Origin of the sequence: Extensimonas soli, from assembly GCF_029211265.1 — a bacterium.
Lineage (GTDB): Bacteria > Pseudomonadota > Gammaproteobacteria > Burkholderiales > Burkholderiaceae_C > Extensimonas > Extensimonas soli.
In genome coordinates, this window is record NZ_JARGEL010000016.1 from 1 (window position 1) to 17,934 (window position 17,934).

Annotated in this window: 16 protein-coding genes and 1 CRISPR repeat array (1 of these 17 only partly in view); of the genes, 10 read left to right on the forward strand and 6 right to left on the reverse strand. The window is 65.3% G+C overall.

The genetic code is table 11. From position 1 onward, the window contains the following. Positions 1–139: 139 nt before the first annotated feature. The 6 genes from PYV55_RS07100 to PYV55_RS07125 all read right to left on the reverse strand — a co-directional run bounded on the left by PYV55_RS07100 (position 140) and on the right by PYV55_RS07125 (position 5,155). Positions 140–553 (reverse strand): YidB family protein, encoded by a 414-nt coding sequence (locus PYV55_RS07100; RefSeq protein WP_275849994.1) that lies wholly within the window; start codon positions 551–553, stop codon positions 140–142. Between the two features lie 106 nt (positions 554–659). Then, a complete protein-coding gene (gene modD, locus PYV55_RS07105; RefSeq protein WP_275849995.1) occupies positions 660–1,508 on the reverse strand; it encodes a ModD protein in 849 nt (282 codons plus the stop codon). Positions 1,509–1,566: 58 nt separating this feature from the next. Further along, positions 1,567–2,691, reverse strand: coding sequence for a molybdenum ABC transporter ATP-binding protein (gene modC / locus PYV55_RS07110; protein WP_275849996.1), 1,125 nt, complete (start codon positions 2,689–2,691; stop codon positions 1,567–1,569). Beyond that, complete coding sequence (gene modB / locus PYV55_RS07115) at positions 2,684–3,421, reverse strand: molybdate ABC transporter permease subunit (RefSeq protein ID WP_275849997.1); 738 nt, start codon at positions 3,419–3,421, stop codon at positions 2,684–2,686. Before modB ends, modC begins: the two co-directional genes overlap by 8 nt. A gap of 45 nt (positions 3,422–3,466) precedes the next feature. After that, positions 3,467–4,246: a molybdate ABC transporter substrate-binding protein gene (gene modA, locus PYV55_RS07120; protein WP_275849998.1), complete on the reverse strand. Its 780-nt coding sequence runs from the start codon at positions 4,244–4,246 to the stop codon at positions 3,467–3,469. An 84-nt stretch (positions 4,247–4,330) separates the two neighbouring features. Further along, positions 4,331–5,155 (reverse strand): TOBE domain-containing protein, encoded by an 825-nt coding sequence (locus PYV55_RS07125; protein ID WP_275849999.1) that lies wholly within the window; start codon positions 5,153–5,155, stop codon positions 4,331–4,333. Positions 5,156–5,393: 238 nt separating this feature from the next. Here PYV55_RS07125 and PYV55_RS07130 point away from each other — a divergent pair, with 238 nt between their 5' ends. The 10 genes from PYV55_RS07130 (at position 5,394) to cas2 (ending at position 13,961) form a co-directional block, all read left to right on the forward strand. Next, positions 5,394–5,822 (forward strand): TOBE domain-containing protein, encoded by a 429-nt coding sequence (locus PYV55_RS07130; protein ID WP_275850000.1) that lies wholly within the window; start codon positions 5,394–5,396, stop codon positions 5,820–5,822. 76 nt (positions 5,823–5,898) lie between these two features. Continuing rightward, positions 5,899–8,175, forward strand: coding sequence for a CRISPR-associated helicase Cas3' (gene cas3, locus PYV55_RS07135; RefSeq protein WP_275850001.1), 2,277 nt, complete (start codon positions 5,899–5,901; stop codon positions 8,173–8,175). Positions 8,176–8,190: 15 nt separating this feature from the next. Then, positions 8,191–8,859 carry a type I-C CRISPR-associated protein Cas5c gene (gene cas5c, locus PYV55_RS07140; protein ID WP_275850002.1) on the forward strand — a complete coding sequence of 223 codons (669 nt, stop codon included), beginning with the start codon at positions 8,191–8,193 and terminating at the stop codon, positions 8,857–8,859. After that, complete coding sequence (gene cas8c, locus PYV55_RS07145) at positions 8,856–10,643, forward strand: type I-C CRISPR-associated protein Cas8c/Csd1 (protein ID WP_275850003.1); 1,788 nt, start codon at positions 8,856–8,858, stop codon at positions 10,641–10,643. Before cas5c ends, cas8c begins: the two co-directional genes overlap by 4 nt. Continuing rightward, complete coding sequence (cas7c, locus tag PYV55_RS07150) at positions 10,640–11,521, forward strand: type I-C CRISPR-associated protein Cas7/Csd2 (RefSeq protein ID WP_275850004.1); 882 nt, start codon at positions 10,640–10,642, stop codon at positions 11,519–11,521. The genes cas8c and cas7c overlap by 4 nt, the downstream gene beginning before the upstream one ends. 23 nt (positions 11,522–11,544) lie before the next feature. Continuing rightward, the gene (locus PYV55_RS07155) at positions 11,545–11,751 is read left to right on the forward strand and encodes a hypothetical protein (protein ID WP_275850005.1); all 207 of its coding nucleotides are present in this window, start codon (positions 11,545–11,547) and stop codon (positions 11,749–11,751) included. Then, entirely contained in the window at positions 11,748–11,990 is a 243-nt protein-coding gene (locus PYV55_RS07160; protein WP_275850006.1) for a type II toxin-antitoxin system HicA family toxin, read from the forward strand. Before PYV55_RS07155 ends, PYV55_RS07160 begins: the two co-directional genes overlap by 4 nt. Positions 11,991–11,993: 3 nt before the next feature. Beyond that, the gene (gene cas4 / locus PYV55_RS07165; protein ID WP_275850007.1) at positions 11,994–12,623 is read left to right on the forward strand and encodes a CRISPR-associated protein Cas4; all 630 of its coding nucleotides are present in this window, start codon (positions 11,994–11,996) and stop codon (positions 12,621–12,623) included. Beyond that, a complete protein-coding gene (cas1c, locus tag PYV55_RS07170; RefSeq protein WP_275850008.1) occupies positions 12,620–13,663 on the forward strand; it encodes a type I-C CRISPR-associated endonuclease Cas1c in 1,044 nt (347 codons plus the stop codon). The genes cas4 and cas1c overlap by 4 nt, the downstream gene beginning before the upstream one ends. Before the next feature lie 7 nt (positions 13,664–13,670). Continuing rightward, positions 13,671–13,961 carry a CRISPR-associated endonuclease Cas2 gene (gene cas2 / locus PYV55_RS07175; RefSeq protein WP_275850009.1) on the forward strand — a complete coding sequence of 97 codons (291 nt, stop codon included), beginning with the start codon at positions 13,671–13,673 and terminating at the stop codon, positions 13,959–13,961. Positions 13,962–14,148: 187 nt separating this feature from the next. Next, positions 14,149–17,934: a CRISPR direct-repeat array (repeat unit 37 nt; unit sequence GTTTCTCCCGGCCAAAAAGCCGGGAGCGGATTGAAAC) (it continues 203 nt past the right edge of the window).

Here is a 17,934-nt window from a genome sequence, read left to right on the forward strand (position 1 = left end):
ATGGAAGTCCCCTGCGGAGTTGTTCCTGCCACAGGGAACTTTCGACTTCCAGGCCTACTGGACCAATATCATCAACCCTGTTGCACTTGGGGCTTGAATGCGCCCCTGATGCTGAAACGCTGAAACTTTTTGAAAACGCTCAACCGCCTTTGAGCATGCCCAGCAGGCTGCCCATCAAATTGTTCCCTTCTTGGGGTAACTGACCGCCAGGGGTGAGTTTGTCTATCACCTGGGGCAGCAGTTGCGCGAGCAGCCCGGACGCCTCTTGCGTGGAAAAGCCGAATTTCTCGGCGATGGCCTGAATTTTTTCGCTGCCCAGCACTGCGTGGATTTGTTCGGCAGAAATCGGCTGGTTTTCACCCGTGCCGATCCAGGAGGCGACCACTCCGCCGAGCTCTTGCTGCTCAAAAGCCTGTACCAGGCCGGAAAGACCGGCGCCGCCTTGCCCGCCGAGCAGCTCGGCAACCATTCCCATGGCGCCGCTGCCTTGCTGCGTGTTTTGGCCCGACAGGGCGCCCATGACTCCGCCCGCCAAGTTGTCCAAAAGTCCCATGTCCGCTCTCCAGAAGTGGATGAAGAGCATTCATTGTGCAACAGGCACCGCCGGTAGAGTGGTGTGGTGTGGTGTGGTGCGGGGCAGGCGGACGGATATGGAAAATTCATCCACCCGCGGCGCCTCCGGCCACAAAGTGCACCGCCACGTCCCGCGGTGCGGCGCTGTAGGGCCAGGAGGACACCAGCAGCGCCGCGCCCGCGGCCACGTAGTCGGCGGCGTTGCCGGGGTGGATGCCGCCGGCGGCCGCGAGCACGGGCGCGAGGCCCTGTGTGCGCAGCTGGTGGGCCAGCGCGGCGAGGGTGTCGGGGTTGAACTTTTCGAGCTGCAGCACGTGGGCACCCGCCTGGGCCCACAGCAGGCCCTCTTCGACGCTGTGCACCTCAACCACCACCTTGCGCTCGGGCTGGCTGGACTGCAGGCGCGCGATCGTGGCTGCGGGGGCTTCGGTGAGGAACAGCCGGTGCTCGGCGAACAGCAGCAGCGTTTCCGACAGGCCGAGCCGGTGCATGCCCGCACCGCCGGCGCGCACGGCCTTGACGGCCAGCGCCTTGCTGCCCGGCGGCGTCTTGCGCGTGCAGGCCACGGGGCAAGGCCGGGCGGCAGCCACGAGCGCCGCGGCGGCGCTGGCCAGTCCGCTGGCCCATTCGACCAGGGTCTGCGCGACTTTCCACGCGCGGTGCAGGGCGTCGGCGCTGCCCGCGGCGTGCAGGATGGGCTGCTGCGCCGCCAGCGCATCGCCACTCGCGGCCAGGGCCTGGGCGCGGCAGCCTGCGAGCGTGAACAGGCGCACGGCTTCTTCGACGCCGCACAGCCGCAGGTCTGCGCGCGCCTGAAAGTGCAGCTCGGCCGCTTGCGCGCCTATGCCCAGGGCCTCGGTCGTGAGGTCGCCGTGCGGCACGTCGTCGGCCAGCAGCGCTGCCAGGACATGGTCGGGGAGTACGCAGGAAGGCATGGCAGTGGTCTCCGTTTTTCGGTGCGTGTCGCAGAAAAGAAAAAGGGAAGGCAGTGCCTCAGCCCAGCAGCGCCACGGCCTTGATCTGCGCCCACACCGGCATGCCCACGGTCAGGTGCAGCTGGTCGCAGGAAAAGCGCGTGATGCGCGCGAGCAGCGGCGTGCCGCCGGCGTCCAGACTTACCAGCATGTGCGCGGGGGTGTCGGCGCTGGAGATGCCCGTGATGGTGGCAGGCAGGCGGTTGAGGATGGAGCTGCCCGGCGCGGGCGCGAGCGCCACGCTCACGTCGCGCGCCTGTACCTGCAGGCGTAGGGGCGCACCCGGCGCGAGCGGCGCGGGGTGCGGCGCGAGCAGCTCGCCGCCGGCAAAGCCTAGGCGCAGCAGCTCGTAGGCGCTGTCGTAGCCCTGCACCGTGGCCTCGATCAGCACGGCGGCGCTGGCGCTTTGCGCCGTGGGCAGGTCTATGCGCGCCAGGGTTGCGCCTATGGGGCCGCTGGCGAGCACTTGGCCCGCCCCTTTTTCCCCGCCGAGAAATACCAGGTGGTCGGCGAGCTGGATCACCTCGTCGAGCGCGTGCGAGACGTAGAGCACGGGGATGTCGAGCTCGGCGCGCAGGCGTGCGAGGTAAGGCAGGATTTCGGCCTTGCGCTGCGCGTCGAGCGCGGCGAGCGGCTCGTCCATGAGCAGCAGCTGCGGCGCGGTGAGCAGCGCGCGCGCAATGGCCACGCGCTGGCGCTCGCCGCCCGAGAGCGTATCGGGCCGGCGCTGCAACAGGTGGCCTATGCCCAGCAAGTCGATCGCCTGCGTGCGCGGCACGCGCCGCGCCGCGGCCGGGATGCGCCGCAGGCCGTAGTCGAGGTTGCGCGCCACGTCCAGGTGCGCAAACAGGCTCGCCTCCTGGAACACGTAGCCGAGCGGGCGCCGGTGCGTGGGCACGAAGTGCCGCGCGTCCTGCCAGACCTCACCGTTGACCGCGAGGTAGCCGCCTGCGTGCCGCTCCAGCCCGGCGATGGCGCGCAGCAAACTGGTCTTGCCCGAGCCCGAGGCGCCAAACAGCGCCGTGACGCCGTGCCCCGGCAGCTGCAAGTCGGCGCGCAGCGTGAAGCCGGGGTAGGCGATGGCAAAGCGCGCCGCTATGCCTTGCGCCGTTCCTTGCGCGGGCGCCAATGCAGCTTCAGACACCTGGCTGCCTCCCCGCGCCGCGGCCGTAGAGCCACAGCAGCACGACGAAGCTGAACGCCAGCATGCCGCCGGCCAGCGCATGCGCCTGGGCGTACTCCATGGCTTCGACGTGGTTGTAGATTTGGATGGACACCACGCGCGTCTGCTGCGGGATGTTGCCGCCCATCATCAGCACCACGCCGAACTCGCCCACCGTGTGCGCAAAGCCGAGCACACCCGCGGTGAAAAAACCCGGCCGCGCGAGCGGCAGCGCGACGCTCACGAAGCGATCCCAAGGCGCTGCGCGCAGGGTGGCGGCGACTTCGAGCGGGCGCGTGCCCACGGCCGCAAAAGCCTGCTGCAGCGGCTGCACCACGAAGGGCAGCGAATACACCATGGAAGCCAGCACCAGCCCGCCAAAGGTAAAAGGCAGCAGCCCGAGACCCCACGCCTGCATGAGCCGCCCCACCGGCCCCAGCGGCCCGAGCAGCACGAGCAGGTAAAACCCCAGTACCGTGGGCGGCAGCACCAGCGGCAGCGCCACCACGGCGCCCACCGGCCCCTTCCACCACGAGCGCGTGCGCGCCAGCCACCAGGCGAGCGGCGTGGCGAGCACGAGCAGCAGCACCGTGGCCGTGCCCGCAAGGCGCAGGGTCAGCGCAATGGCCGACCAGTCGTCGGGGCCGAGCAGCGAAGACAGTGCCGTCAAGCGCTGGGCTGCGCCGGCGTCTGGAAGCGGGCTAGAGGACATGGCGGCAGGCATGGCAGAAAGGATGGCGAAGGCATGCGTGCGGGCTCACAGCCCGTAGCCGTAGGTCTGGATCACCGCGCGCGCCTTCTCGCCCTGCAGGTATTGCATGAGCGCGGCCACCGCAGGCTTGGGCTGGCTGCCGGCCGTGCCTTTGGTGAGCACGACGGCATCCTGGCGGATGGGGCGGTAGAGTTTGGCCGGCACCATCCACATCGAGCCGCCCTTGAACTTCCCTTGCTCGTCGAGCACCTGCGAATAGGCAACGAAGCCCAGTTGCGCATTGCCGCTCGCGACGAACTGGTAGGCCTGGCCGATGTTCTCGGCCTGCACGATCTTGGGCGCCAGCGCGTCATACACGCCCAGCGCCTGCATGGCCTCTATGCCCGCTGCGCCGTAGGGGGCCAGCTTGGGGTTGGCCAGCGACAGGTGCGCGAAGTTGCCGCGCCGCAGCACCTCGCCCGCCTCATCCACCACGCCGGGCTGCGCGCTCCACAGCACCAGTTTGCCGATGGCGTAGGTGAAGTGGCTGCCCGCGAGCCCCGCGCCCTCCTGTTCGAGCCGCGCCGGGGTTTCATCGTCGGCGGCGAGCAGCACCTCGAAGGGCGCACCGTTCTTGATCTGCGCGTAAAACTTGCCCGTGGAGCCGAACGCGAGCACGGCCTTGTGCCCCGTGTCCTGCGCGAACAATGCAGCGATCTTCTGCATGGGCGCCGTGAAATTGGCGGCCACGGCCACCTGCACCTCGTCGGCGCGCGCGGCGGTGGCGCTGAGGGTGAGCACAAAGGCCGCGAGGTGGGCCAAGAAGCGGAACAGCAAGCGAGGCATGGCAAATCTCCTGGTGAGGTTGGGGAAAAGAAAAGTAGAAAAGCAAGAAGGACGAGAAGGACAAGAAGGGCAAAAAACGCCCGCTCAGCCCAGCACCGCAAGAATCACGCTAGACGCCTTGAACACGGCGCAGGCACGCAGGCCCGGCGCGAGGCCGAGGTTGTCCACGCTGTTGCGCGTGAGCACGGCGGTCACGGTCTTGCCGCCCGCGAGCGCCAGGCTCACTTCGGCGCTCACCGGCCCTTCGTGGATGTGGCTCACTTCGCCCCAGAGCTGGTTGCGCGCGCTCAGCAAGCCCACGCCCGCGGTGCACAGCAGCAGCGAGGACGACTTGACCAGCGCCACCACCTCCTGGCCCAGCGCCAGACCCAGGTTGTCTGCCGAGGCGCGCGTGATCAGCGCGGTGAGCTCGGTCTGCGCGTCGAGCGCGATGCGCACTTCAAAATCGACGCCGCCGCCATCGTGCAGCCCCACCACCGTGCCCACGAACTGGTTGCGCGCGCTGGTGCGCACGGCCATGCGGCGCAGCAGCGTCTGGAACTGGTGCACGTCGCCCGCGTTCAGCGCCTGCATCTGGCCCGCGAGCCGGTCGAGCGCGCCCTGGTATTCCTGCTCCACGGCGCGGTACAGCGCGATCACCTTGCGCCCGTAGTCGGTCAGGCGCGTGCCGCCGCCGCGTGCGCCCCCGGTACTGCGCAGCACGAGCGGTTCGTCCGCCAGATTGTTCATGGCATCGACCGCATCCCAGGCCGCCTTGTACGACAAGGGCACGGCCTTGGCCGCCTGCGAGATCGAGCCATGCTCGCCGATGGCTTCGAGCAGGCGGATGCGCGTGGCCCCGAGAAAAGGGCCGAGTTCGGTTTCGAGCGCCAGCCGACCTATGAGCTTGTTGGACTGAGGGGACATCATGGGCACCTTTTTTGTGTAGCGAAATATACAAAACTACATAACCAATTTGGCCGATTCCTGACAATCACGACGTGCGGGCATTTTTGTGGCAACCCGCACGGGGCAAGAAAAGAAAAGCATGAGGCGCTATGGTTGTGGATATACAGGGTTTGCACCTACACTGATCCACGCCATGCAAGAAGCATGCGCGATAGTGCCAAAGACATAACGCCATCATTCCACTTTGAAAGGAAACCCCATGAAAGTCAGTGCCCGCAACGTCTTTCACGGCAAGGTCAGCGCCATCACCGCCGGTGCGGTGAACAGCGAGGTCGAAATCACCACCGACGGCGGCGACAAGCTCGTGGCCATCGTCACCCAGGCCAGCGTCAAGGAACTTGGCCTCGCGCCCGGCAAGTCGGCGTTCGCGCTCGTCAAGGCCCCTTGGGTGATGCTGCTCACCGACGACGCAGGCGTGCACTTTTCTGCGCGCAACCGCCTGCGCGGCACGGTGAGCAAACTGGTGCCGGGCGCGGTCAACTCCGACGTGGTGCTCACCCTGCCCGGCGGCAGCCAGGTGCACGCCGTGATCACCTGCGAAGCCGTGCAGGAGCTGGGCCTCAAAGAAGGCAGCCCCGCCACCGCGCTCATCAAGGCCAGCCATGTGGTGCTGGGCGTGCCGGGGTGAAGCGCAGGGGGCTTCAGCAATCACGGGTAGCGGCCATGTCCAAGAGGGGACAGGCGACCCGTGAAAAAATGGGGCCATGAAGCCCAGTGATGCCCCCGCCGCCCATACTGCGCGCAACGCCGACGGCTCCTGGCGCACGCCCCACGCCTTGTCGGCGCATCTGTGTGCCGTTGCGGCGCTGGCGGCGCAATTTGCAAGCAGCTATGGCGCCGATTGGGCACGCCTGGCCGGCCTGTGGCATGACCTCGGCAAGTACCGGCCGGGCTTTCAGCGCTACCTGCGCGCCGCCAGCGGCGCCGAGGCCGAGAACGCCCACATCGAAGGTGGCGCCGGGCGCGTGTCGCACTCCACTGCCGGGGCCTTGCTCGCCTGCGAGCGCTTCGGCACGACGGGCCGGGTGCTGGCCTATCTGATCGCCAGTCACCACGCGGGGCTGTACGACTGGAACTCCGACGCGGGCAGTCTCGAAGCGCGCCTCGCATCGGAAGGCAGCCGCATCGAGCTGGCCGAAGCGCTCGCTGCGGCGCCGCCCGAGATCCTCGACCACGGTGGTTTTGATCCCAACCTGCGCGCCATTCCAGGCAGCTCCGCCGGCTTCGCGCTGTGGCTGCGCATGCTGTTCTCGGCGCTGGTCGATGCCGACTTCCTCGACACCGAAGCCTTCATGGACGAAGGCAAGACGGCCGCGCGCGGCGCCTGGCCGGAACTCGCCGCGCTGCGCACCGCCTTCGACGCCCACATGGCTGAGCTCGCTGCGGCTGCGCCCGACACGCCGGTCAACCGGCTGCGCGCATGCATCCTCGCCCAGTGCCGCGCCAAGGCCGCAGAAAAGCCTGGCCACTTCTCGCTCACCGTGCCCACCGGCGGCGGCAAGACGCTGGCGGCCATGGCCTTTGCGTTCGATCACGCCCTCACGCACGGCCAGCGGCGGGTCATCTACGTGATCCCCTACACCAGCATCATCGAGCAGACCGCCGATGTATTCCGCGGCATCTTCGGTGAGGCCGTCGTCGAGCACCACAGCAACGCCGAGTCCGACCCCGGCCGCGAGAGCCTGCGCAGCCGCCTCGCGTGCGAGAACTGGGACGCGCCCATCGTCGTCACCACCAGCGTGCAGTTTTTCGAGTCGCTGTTCGCGGCGCGCACCAGCCGCTGCCGCAAGCTGCACCACATCGCCGGCAGCGTGGTGGTGCTCGACGAAGCGCAGCTGCTGCCGCCCGAATTCCTGAAGCCGATCCTCGGCGTGCTGAACCTGCTCACGCGACACTACGGCGTCACCGTCGTGCTCAGCACCGCCACCCAGCCGGCGCTCGCCCGGCAGGAGTATTTCGACCCGCAGAAAACCATCCATGGGCTCGACGAGGCGCGCGAGCTGATGCAGGGCGGCCCGCATGTGGAGACGCCGGACGAGCTGTATCGGGATTTGAAGCGCGTCAACGTGCGCCTGCCCGCCGACTGGCAACAGCGCACCACCTGGCAAGACCTCGCCGCCGAGCTTGCGGCGCACGAAAGCGTGCTCGCCATCGTCAACACCCGCCGCCACGCCGCGGCGCTGCACGCGCTGCTGCCGAAGGACACGCTGCACCTGTCGGCGCTGATGTGTGGCGCGCACCGGGCCGATGTGATCGCCGCCATCAAAACGCGCCTCAAGACCGGCGCGCCGACGCGCGTGGTCAGCACCCAGCTCGTCGAGGCCGGCGTCGATCTCGACTTCCCCGTCGTCTACCGCGCGCTCGCCGGGCTCGACTCCATCGCCCAGGCCGCCGGGCGCTGCAACCGCGAGGGCCGCCTGCCCGGTTTGGGCGAGGTGGTGGTGTTCGTGCCGCCCGACGCCGCGCCGCCGGGGCTGCTCGCCAAGGGCGAGGGCGCCTGCCGCAGCGTGCTGCACGGCCACCAAGGCGACCCGCTAGCCCGTGAGCTGTTCGAGCGCTACTTCCGCCAGCTCTACTACCAGTGCGATCTCGACAAGCACGGCATCGAAAAGCTGCTCGCCGTGGATGGCAAGACGCTGGCCGTGAACTTCCGCAGCGCCGCCGACAGGTTTCGCCTGATCGACGATGCCGACCAGGCGAGCGTGATCGTCCTCTATCGGGGGCCGGATGGGCAGGACGCCACCGTCGATCTGCGCCTCGCGCAACTGCGCAAGGGCGGCGCCGAGCGCTGGCTGCTGCGCGCCTTGCAGCGCTACACGGTGAGCATCCATCAGCGCGACGCCCGGCGTTTGCTGGCGCAGGGCGACATCGAGGAACTATTGCCGGGCCTGTTCGTGCAGGTGGGCGATGTGCTCTACGATGCGGTGCTCGGGTTGCGCGTCGCCGACGGCGGCGATCCCGCGCGGCCGCTCATGGTTTGAGAATGCCATATGCCAATGACCAAGACCCATTGTCTCGAAGTTCGCGGCGATTTCGCCTGTTTTACCCGGCCCGAGATGAAGGTCGAGCGCGTGAGCTATGACCTCATCACGCCCTCCGCGGCGCGCGCGGTGTTCGAGGCCATCCTGTGGAAGCCTGCCATCCGCTGGCGGGTGCGGCGCATCGAGGTGCTGGCGCCCATCCGCTGGATCAACCTGCGCCGCAACGAGGTGGCGGGCGTGGTCTCCACGCGCAACGTCGAGAGCGCCATGCGCACCGGCAGCGGCGATCTGGCGCTCTACATCGAGGACGAACGCCAGCAGCGCGCGGGCCTGTTCCTGCGCGACGTCGCGTACCGCCTGCACGCGGAGCTGACCTTGCAACCCAATGCGCCGCCGGGCGAAACGCTCATCAAATACCGCGAGATGTTTGAGCGCCGCGCCGGCCGGGGCCAGTGCGTGAACCAGCCGTATCTGGGCTGCCGCGAATTTGCCGCCGCGTTCCGGCTGGTAACGGAATTGGGTAACGAGCCGCCACCGATCGCCGAGACGCGCGATCTCGGCTTCATGTTGCACGACCTCGACTTCAACAACCCGGCCGATCCGGTGCCGCGCTTTTTCCGCGCGCAGCTGACGGGCGGCGTGGTGGAAGTGCCGGACTTCGACGACGCGGAGGTGCGCGCATGATCCTGCAAGCGCTTGCCGACTACTACCGGCGCAAACAGGCCGACCCCGACCCGGCCCAGCGCCTGCCGGCCTATGGCTTCGAGGAGAAGGAGATTCCATTCATCCTCGAAATCGACGGCGAGGGCAGGCTGGTGCAGATCCTCGATACCCGCAGCGGCGATGGCAAGAAGAAAACCGCCCAGCGCTTTCTGGTGCCCAAGGCGGTCAAGAAGACCTCCGGTGTCGCCGCCAATCTGCTCTGGGACACGGCCGAATACGTGCTCGGCATCGACACCCGCGGCAAGCCCGAGCGCGTGGCCGAACAGCACGCGGCCTTTCGTGCCCGCATCGAAGCGCTGCCGGATGTCGCCAAAGCCGATGCCGGCGTGGCGGCGGTGCTCAAGTTTCTCGAGCGCATCGACTTCGACGCACTCGCCAAGCATCCGGCATGGGAGGAGATCAAAACGACCAATCCGCTGCTGACGTTTCGGCGGCACGGCGATGTGGAGCTGGTCTGCCAGCGCCCGGCGGTGACGGAGGCCGCGGGTCGCCAATCAGATGAAAAATCCGACGGTTTCTGCCTTGTGAGCGGGGAGTCTGATGTTATCGAGCGCTTGCACCCGCCGATAAAGGGCATATGGGACAAACCCGGCGCTATCGCGAACAAAAACATTGTCGGCATCAACAACAAAAGCGAGGGTAAAAGCAATAGCGGCCAGACACCCGCCTTTGCTTCATACGGCAAACAGCAAGGCTACAACTCCCCAGTCGGCAAGGCCGCCGCCTTCGCCTACACCACCGCCCTCAACCATCTGCTCGCCAAGGGCTCGCGCCAGCGCATCCAGGTGGGCGATGCCTCGACGGTGTTCTGGGCCGAAGAGCCGCACGAACTCGAAGCCTCACTCGCAGACCTGTTCGGCGAGTCGCCCAAGGATGACCCGGATCGCGGCACCGACGCGCTGCGCGCGCTCTACCGCGCGGTCGAGAGCGGGCGCTTTGCTGTGGGCAGCGACGACACGCGCTTTTACGTACTGGGCCTTGCGCCCAACGCGGCGCGCATCGCGGTGCGTTTCTGGGACACCGCACCGGCGATCGAACTCGCGCGGCGCATCCAGCGGCACTTCGACGACCTCGCCGTGGCGCGCTCGCCGCGCGATCCTGAGCACCTGTCGCTGTTCCGTCTGCTCGCCGCCACCGCGGTGCAGGGCAAGGCCGACAACATCCCACCCAATCTCGGCGGCGAGGTGATGCGCGCCATTCTCGAAGGTCTGCCGTACCCCGCGACGCTGCTCAACGCCGCCGTACAGCGCTGCCGTGCCGAACAACAAGTGAGCTACCCGCGCGCCGCCGCCATCAAGGCCTGGCTCAACCGCGACGCCCGCCGCCGCCATTTACCCAAGGAGGAGTTTTCACCGATGCTCGATCCAGACCACCCCAACGCCGCCTACCGCCTCGGTCGGCTGTTCGCCGTGCTCGAAAAAATCCAGGAAGAAGCCAGCCCCGGCCTCAACGCCACCATCCGCGACCGCTATTACGGCGCGGCGTCGAGCACGCCGGTGGCGGTGTTCACCACGCTGCTGCGACTCAAAAACCACCACCTCGGCAAGCTGCATGCTGGCCGCGCCACACAGATGGAAAAACTGATCGGAGAAATCATGGCCGGCGTCGATGACTTTCCGCGCCACCTGAACCTGCCCGATCAGGGCCGTTTCGCGCTCGGCTATTACCACCAGCGCCAGGCGTTTTTCACCAAACACGCCGCCGAATCCATAGAAACTGCATCCACCCAGGGAGAACCCGCATGAGCCTCGCGCACCGTTACGACTTCGTTCTGCTGTTCGATGTGAAGGACGGCAACCCCAACGGCGACCCGGACGCCGGCAACCTGCCGCGGCTGGACGCCGAAACCGGCCATGGCCTCGTGACCGATGTGGCGCTCAAGCGCAAGGTGCGCAATTTCGTCGGGCTGGTGAAAGGCGAGCAGCCGCCCCATGAGATTTACGTGAAAGAAAAAGCCATCCTCAACAACCAGCACAAGCGCGCCTACATCGGCATCGGCCGCAAAGACCTGCTCGCCGGCGACGACAAAAAGCGCAAGGGCGGCGACGCGGTCGATCAGGCCCGCGCCTGGATGTGCCGCAACTTCTTCGACGTGCGCACCTTCGGCGCCGTGATGTCCACCGGCATCAATTGCGGCCAGGTGCGCGGGCCCGTTCAGCTTACCTTTGCCCGTTCTGTCGATCCCATCGTTGCGTCCGAACATTCCATTACGCGGATGGCCGTCGCTACCGAGGCGGAAGCCGAAAAGCAGGAAGGCGACAACCGCACCATGGGCCGCAAGCACACCGTACCCTATGGCCTGTACCGCGCGCATGGTTTCGTGTCGGCCTTTCTCGCCAAGCAGACCGGCTTTTCGGGCGACGACCTGGCGCTGCTGTGGCAGGCGCTGTGCCAGATGTTCGAGCACGACCGCTCGGCCGCACGCGGCGAGATGACGACGCGCGGGCTCTACGTCTTCAAGCACGATTCCGAGCTGGGCAACGCGCCCGCGCATGCGCTGTTCGAGCGCGTCGAGGTCAAGCGCAAAGACGGTGTGGACGTGCCGCGCGCGTTCGCGGATTACGAGGTGCGCGTCGCGGCGGACGACTTGCCTAATGGCGTGACTTTGCAGCAACCTTGCTGAAGAAAATCTTTTGGGAGACGGCCATGAGCGAAATCCACGTCATCGTCGAACAGGCGCCCGAAGGCGGCTACCTTGCGCGTGCCGTCGGCGCGGACATCTTCACCGAGGCCGACGATCTGGCGCAGTTGCGCGCGCAAATACGGGATGCCGTGCATTGCCACTTCGAGCCTGGCGAATGCCCGAGCCTGATCCGCCTGCACATCTCGCGCGAAGAGGTCATCGCTGCATGAGGTTGCCCAGAGACCTGAGCGGCGCGGAGCTCGTGCGGCGTCTGGCGCGGCTCGGCTACGGCGTCACGCGGCAGACCGGCAGTCATATCCGCCTGACCAGCCACCAGCACGGCGAGCACCATGTCACCGTGCCGCGCCATGATCCGCTGCGCGTGGGCACGCTCGCGGCCATTTTGGAGGCCGTGGCCGCGCATCACGGTCTGGGCCGGGATGAGCTGCTGTCGCGCCTCATGGAGTGAGCCGTGCGCGAGGACGACTATTCCATCCCGATCTCCGCCCTCCAGCACTGGTGCTACTGTCCGCGCCAGTGCGGGCTGATCCACCTCGAACAATCGTTTGCCGACAACGTCCACACGGCGCGCGGACAGGCCCTGCACCATCTGGTCGATACGCCAGGCTACGAGATGCAGGCAGGCGTAAAGGTGGAGCGCGCATTGCCGCTGTGGTCGGATCGGCTGGGCCTGATCGGCAAGGCCGATCTGGTCGAGTTCCACCCCGATGGGCGCATCTTTCCGGTCGAGTTCAAACACGGCCCCAAACGCGCCAAACGCCACGACGATGTGCAGCTTGCCGCCCAGGCGCTGTGTCTCGAAGAAATGCTCGCCCGGCCGGTCACGCACGGCGCCATCTACCACGCTTCGAGCCGCCGCAGGCGCGAGGTGGAAATCACCCCGGCGCTGCGCGCGCTGGTGGTTGAGACCGCCGAGGCGATCCGCGCCATGCTCGCGAGCGGCCGCCTCCCGCCGCCCGCAAACGACGCGCGCTGCCGCGAGTGCTCGCTGATCGAGATCTGCCAGCCCGCGGCGCTTGCTGCCCGGAGCGTGCAAAACGCATTGCGCGCGGAATTGTTCGATACCAGCGTACAGGAATGACCGCCGTGTACGCCCTGCAAAACACGCTCTATGTGCTGACGCCCGACGCCTACGCGCACCTCGAAAACGACACCGTGCGCATCGACGTCGAGCGCGAAAAGCGTCTGCAAGTGCCGCTGCACCATCTGGGCGGCATCGTGTGCCTTGGCAACGTGCTCGTCTCGCCCGCGCTCATGCACCGACTCGCGGACGAGGGCAAGTCGCTCGTGTTGCTCGACGCGCATGGGCGCTTCAAGGCGCGGCTCGAAGGGCCCGTATCGGGCAACATCCTGCTGCGCCAGGCGCAGCACCGCAGCGCGTGGGATGGCGCGTTTGCCCTCGAATTCGCCCGCGCCATCGTCGCCGGCAAGCTCAAGAACAGCCGCAATCTGCTGCTGCGCGCCGCGCGCGAGGCGGCTACTGCCGATGAGCAAGCCCAGCTCAACCGCGCCGCTGACAACCTCGCCGCATCGCTGCGCGCCGCCGCGAAGGCGGCCGACCTCGATGCGCTGCGCGGCGTGGAAGGCGAGGCTGCGCGCGGTTACTTTGCGGCGCTCAACCTCGTCGTCAAACCCCAGGTGCGCGAGCACTTCACGCTGAACGGCCGCACGCGCAGGCCACCGCTGGACCGCTTCAACGCGCTGCTGTCGTTTCTCTATTCCATGTCCATGAACGACTGCCGTTCAGCGCTGGAGGCGGTCGGTCTCGATCCGCAGCTCGGCTTCCTGCACGCCGTGCGCCCGGGCCGCGCCGCGCTCGCGCTCGACTTGCAGGAGGAATTCCGCGCCATACTCGCTGATCGCCTCGCGCTCACCCTCATCAACCGCAGCCAGCTCGGCCCGCGCGACTTCGACGAGCGCGAAGGCGGTGCGGTGCTGCTGAACGACAGCGGCCGGCGCACCGTCATCACCGCCTGGCAGGAGCGCAAGCAGGAGGAGGTCACCCATCCGCTGCTCGGCATCAAAGTCCCCATCGGCATCGTGCCCTTTGTGCAGGCACGTCTGATGGCGCGCACCGTGCGCGGCGAGATGGACGGCTATCTGCCGTATCTGCCGAAATAACGCCACCATGCTGATCCTCGTCACCTACGATGTCTCCACCGAAACCGCCGCCGGCCGCCGGCGCCTGCGGCGCGTGGCCAAGGTGTGCGAAAGCATGGGCCAGCGCGTGCAGAAATCCGTGTTCGAGTGCCAGGTCAATGAAATGCAATTCGAGCAGCTCGAACGCACCTTGCTCGCCGAGATCGACGAGACCGAGGACAATCTGCGCCTTTACCGCATCAGCGAGCCGGCCCAACTGCGCGTCAAGCAGTATGGGGTGTTCCGCTCGGTGGACTTCGACGGACCGTTGATGGTCTGATGGAAATGCCCGCGAACCTTCAGCAGGCAGTGGTCTCTCAGATGGTTCGCGGGGCGTCTATCTTGTTGAAAATACAAAGAATTCATGCGCCGTGCGTACTTTGACCCAAAGGCAGAAAAGTCCGTGGGGCGAGGTTCGCGCGGCGCACGAAAAATTCGTTTTTGCAACCGATGGTTGTGAGGACGGAGTTTCTCCCGGCCAAAAAGCCGGGAGCGGATTGAAACGCGGTCACGGCACGCCCCACGTAGATATTGGGGTTTCTCCCGGCCAAAAAGCCGGGAGCGGATTGAAACGTGCCAACCCACAGACACGGAACAGCCCGAATGCGTTTCTCCCGGCCAAAAAGCCGGGAGCGGATTGAAACCCCAACGCCGATCTGACGTTGACGTTCACTGGCGGTTTCTCCCGGCCAAAAAGCCGGGAGCGGATTGAAACTTGCAACAGGGCGGGCAACTGAAAGACATGTTCGGGTTTCTCCCGGCCAAAAAGCCGGGAGCGGATTGAAACGACATTGACACACAGGCGATTGTGTCGGCTGAGATGTTTCTCCCGGCCAAAAAGCCGGGAGCGGATTGAAACGAAAGTGGGTAGTGAGAACGGAACGCTCACGGTCGTTTCTCCCGGCCAAAAAGCCGGGAGCGGATTGAAACAGATTGACCGGGCCTTGTACGTGGCTGTCTGCAAGTTTCTCCCGGCCAAAAAGCCGGGAGCGGATTGAAACTCGCACAGTGCGCGCTCTGCAGCGCGGCGTTTGACGTTTCTCCCGGCCAAAAAGCCGGGAGCGGATTGAAACTGCAAAAGCACGCTGGTGCGCAAAGCCAACGCGGGTTTCTCCCGGCCAAAAAGCCGGGAGCGGATTGAAACCTCCATCCGCACCAACATGCGCTGCATCGTTCCCGTTTCTCCCGGCCAAAAAGCCGGGAGCGGATTGAAACCCATGCATCCAGCTTCCCGCTGCGGTCCTTGGCCGTTTCTCCCGGCCAAAAAGCCGGGAGCGGATTGAAACTCAGCCACTCCGACCAGTGACTTGATGCGATCCTCGGTTTCTCCCGGCCAAAAAGCCGGGAGCGGATTGAAACATGCGGTGTTGACATCTTACCCGGAAACCAGGTACGTTTCTCCCGGCCAAAAAGCCGGGAGCGGATTGAAACAGCGTCACGACGGGCCAGCCGCGCCCTTGGAAGCGTTTCTCCCGGCCAAAAAGCCGGGAGCGGATTGAAACGCGCCGTAGGCAATCACGCTCATAGATCGCACGCCGGTTTCTCCCGGCCAAAAAGCCGGGAGCGGATTGAAACTCGACTACCGCAAATATGCCCAAACACCCAAGGGCGTTTCTCCCGGCCAAAAAGCCGGGAGCGGATTGAAACTCTGTGTTCTCCGCGAGAAGCACTTTCGCACTGGGTTTCTCCCGGCCAAAAAGCCGGGAGCGGATTGAAACGCTCATCGATCTCTTCGTCCCTGATGGCCGGGGCAGGTTTCTCCCGGCCAAAAAGCCGGGAGCGGATTGAAACAACGGCCACCGCGTGCATACGCGCCACGGCAAAACGTTTCTCCCGGCCAAAAAGCCGGGAGCGGATTGAAACAGACTCACCTCGTCAAGCCTCGCAGCGTCGTACCGTTTCTCCCGGCCAAAAAGCCGGGAGCGGATTGAAACGCTCTAAGCCTGCTCCTATCCGTGGCACGTGGGATGTTTCTCCCGGCCAAAAAGCCGGGAGCGGATTGAAACGTTAATGCCGGTAGTTTGAGCGTGACTTGCAGCGGCGTTTCTCCCGGCCAAAAAGCCGGGAGCGGATTGAAACATTTTGCGCCCGGCACGATCGAGCAGCTACCACGCGTTTCTCCCGGCCAAAAAGCCGGGAGCGGATTGAAACAGTGCCATGAGGGCCTGACGCAGCCCACCAAGGAGTTTCTCCCGGCCAAAAAGCCGGGAGCGGATTGAAACATCGAGCACGCGCGAGCCACGCTTGCCGGCCTGCGCGTTTCTCCCGGCCAAAAAGCCGGGAGCGGATTGAAACCACTTGACAACTAAGGGCTTGACGTCGGTCAGATTAGTTTCTCCCGGCCAAAAAGCCGGGAGCGGATTGAAACAACTCGGACGCAAGCTATCCGGTCAGGGGTTGCGGTTTCTCCCGGCCAAAAAGCCGGGAGCGGATTGAAACACATTTTCCAGCGAAACGCCCGTGCAGCGCTGGTTCGTTTCTCCCGGCCAAAAAGCCGGGAGCGGATTGAAACCACCGCCGCCGTGCCCAGCAAGGTAGGCGCATCCGCCGTTTCTCCCGGCCAAAAAGCCGGGAGCGGATTGAAACCAACTTGGCATGCAGGTGCGCCCGGTCGAACACGTTTCTCCCGGCCAAAAAGCCGGGAGCGGATTGAAACGGTGGCGGCAAAGCGCACGGTGCACACGCCGCGGGTTTCTCCCGGCCAAAAAGCCGGGAGCGGATTGAAACGAACGCTATGCGCACCAGCTGCGCCAGCTTGGGCGTTTCTCCCGGCCAAAAAGCCGGGAGCGGATTGAAACGTCTTGGGCGTCGCCGCTCTGTACCTCTGGTGTGGTTTCTCCCGGCCAAAAAGCCGGGAGCGGATTGAAACTCGTGGCCCCGCTTTGCGGGGCATGGCGATGCGTGGCGTTTCTCCCGGCCAAAAAGCCGGGAGCGGATTGAAACACAGAAGGGCAGTTTGACAAATGACTAAGATAGAGTTTCTCCCGGCCAAAAAGCCGGGAGCGGATTGAAACGTCCACCTCGTCCACGATGAGCGTGCGCACGCTGGGTTTCTCCCGGCCAAAAAACCGGGAGCGGATTGAAACATCAGCTAACCGAGGCACAGATAGAGCGCATCATCGGTTTCTCCCGGCCAAAAAGCCGGGAGCGGATTGAAACGCCTTTCTGCGCAGCATGACATCGTTGCGCGAAGCGTTTCTCCCGGCCAAAAAGCCGGGAGCGGATTGAAACGCTGTCCCCGGGCTGGTTTACTCCCTATGGCGGCGTTTCTCCCGGCCAAAAAGCCGGGAGCGGATTGAAACTGACGAGGTTAGGCATGAAATCAGCAACTTACAAGTTTCTCCCGGCCAAAAAGCCGGGAGCGGATTGAAACACTCAATACTCAAGGCAGCCCGAAAAGCACCATCCGGTTTCTCCCGGCCAAAAAGCCGGGAGCGGATTGAAACTTCCTGTTGACGAGTCGAAACATCATGATGTCCAGGTTTCTCCCGGCCAAAAAGCCGGGAGCGGATTGAAACGTGACAGGCTCAGAAAGCCAGCAACGAGAGTTGGAGTTTCTCCCGGCCAAAAAGCCGGGAGCGGATTGAAACTCGAAGTCCCAGCTGGTGGTGGTGCGCCTACTGGCGTTTCTCCCGGCCAAAAAGCCGGGAGCGGATTGAAACGTGACAGGCTCAGAAAGCCAGCAACGAGAGTTGGAGTTTCTCCCGGCCAAAAAGCCGGGAGCGGATTGAAACTCCTTGCCCATTAGATCAGCAAGGGGTCGTTGATCTGTTTCTCCCGGCCAAAAAGCCGGGAGCGGATTGAAACTCGAAGTCCCAGCTGGTGGTGGTGCGCCTACTGGCGTTTCTCCCGGCCAAAAAGCCGGGAGCGGATTGAAACAAAACTCCAGTTCAGGGGTGGCGTACTGCGCCACGTTTCTCCCGGCCAAAAAGCCGGGAGCGGATTGAAACCGTGCACTCAGCGCCGAAGTTGTACCGATTCTTGGTTTCTCCCGGCCAAAAAGCCGGGAGCGGATTGAAACATGCGCCTGCAAAGCGAGCTGCCCCTGAACTACGGTTTCTCCCGGCCAAAAAGCCGGGAGCGGATTGAAACATTTGCGCGCCTGTGAATGCGTCACGCTGGCCGCGTTTCTCCCGGCCAAAAAGCCGGGAGCGGATTGAAACCTTGGCAACACGCACCTTGCCGGGGCCTTCGGGCACGTTTCTCCCGGCCAAAAAGCCGGGAGCGGATTGAAACATGGCGTGCCCTTTGCG

Bases quoted from the DNA above. Each gene is read 5' to 3' on its own strand.
- PYV55_RS07100 (WP_275849994.1), bottom strand. From the start codon at position 553: ATGGGACTTTTGGACAACTTGGCGGGCGGAGTCATGGGCGCCCTGTCG.
- PYV55_RS07160 (WP_275850006.1), top strand. From the start codon at position 11,748: ATGAGGTTGCCCAGAGACCTGAGCGGCGCGGAGCTCGTGCGGCGTCTG.
- cas3 (WP_275850001.1), top strand. From the start codon at position 5,899: ATGAAGCCCAGTGATGCCCCCGCCGCCCATACTGCGCGCAACGCCGAC.
- cas1c (WP_275850008.1), top strand. From the start codon at position 12,620: ATGACCGCCGTGTACGCCCTGCAAAACACGCTCTATGTGCTGACGCCC.
- modD (WP_275849995.1), bottom strand. From the start codon at position 1,508: ATGCCTTCCTGCGTACTCCCCGACCATGTCCTGGCAGCGCTGCTGGCC.
- cas7c (WP_275850004.1), top strand. From the start codon at position 10,640: ATGAGCCTCGCGCACCGTTACGACTTCGTTCTGCTGTTCGATGTGAAG.
- modB (WP_275849997.1), bottom strand. From the start codon at position 3,421: ATGTCCTCTAGCCCGCTTCCAGACGCCGGCGCAGCCCAGCGCTTGACG.
- cas2 (WP_275850009.1), top strand. From the start codon at position 13,671: ATGCTGATCCTCGTCACCTACGATGTCTCCACCGAAACCGCCGCCGGC.
- PYV55_RS07125 (WP_275849999.1), bottom strand. From the start codon at position 5,155: ATGATGTCCCCTCAGTCCAACAAGCTCATAGGTCGGCTGGCGCTCGAA.
- cas8c (WP_275850003.1), top strand. From the start codon at position 8,856: ATGATCCTGCAAGCGCTTGCCGACTACTACCGGCGCAAACAGGCCGAC.
- modA (WP_275849998.1), bottom strand. From the start codon at position 4,246: ATGCCTCGCTTGCTGTTCCGCTTCTTGGCCCACCTCGCGGCCTTTGTG.
- PYV55_RS07130 (WP_275850000.1), top strand. From the start codon at position 5,394: ATGAAAGTCAGTGCCCGCAACGTCTTTCACGGCAAGGTCAGCGCCATC.
- PYV55_RS07155 (WP_275850005.1), top strand. From the start codon at position 11,545: ATGAGCGAAATCCACGTCATCGTCGAACAGGCGCCCGAAGGCGGCTAC.
- cas5c (WP_275850002.1), top strand. From the start codon at position 8,191: ATGACCAAGACCCATTGTCTCGAAGTTCGCGGCGATTTCGCCTGTTTT.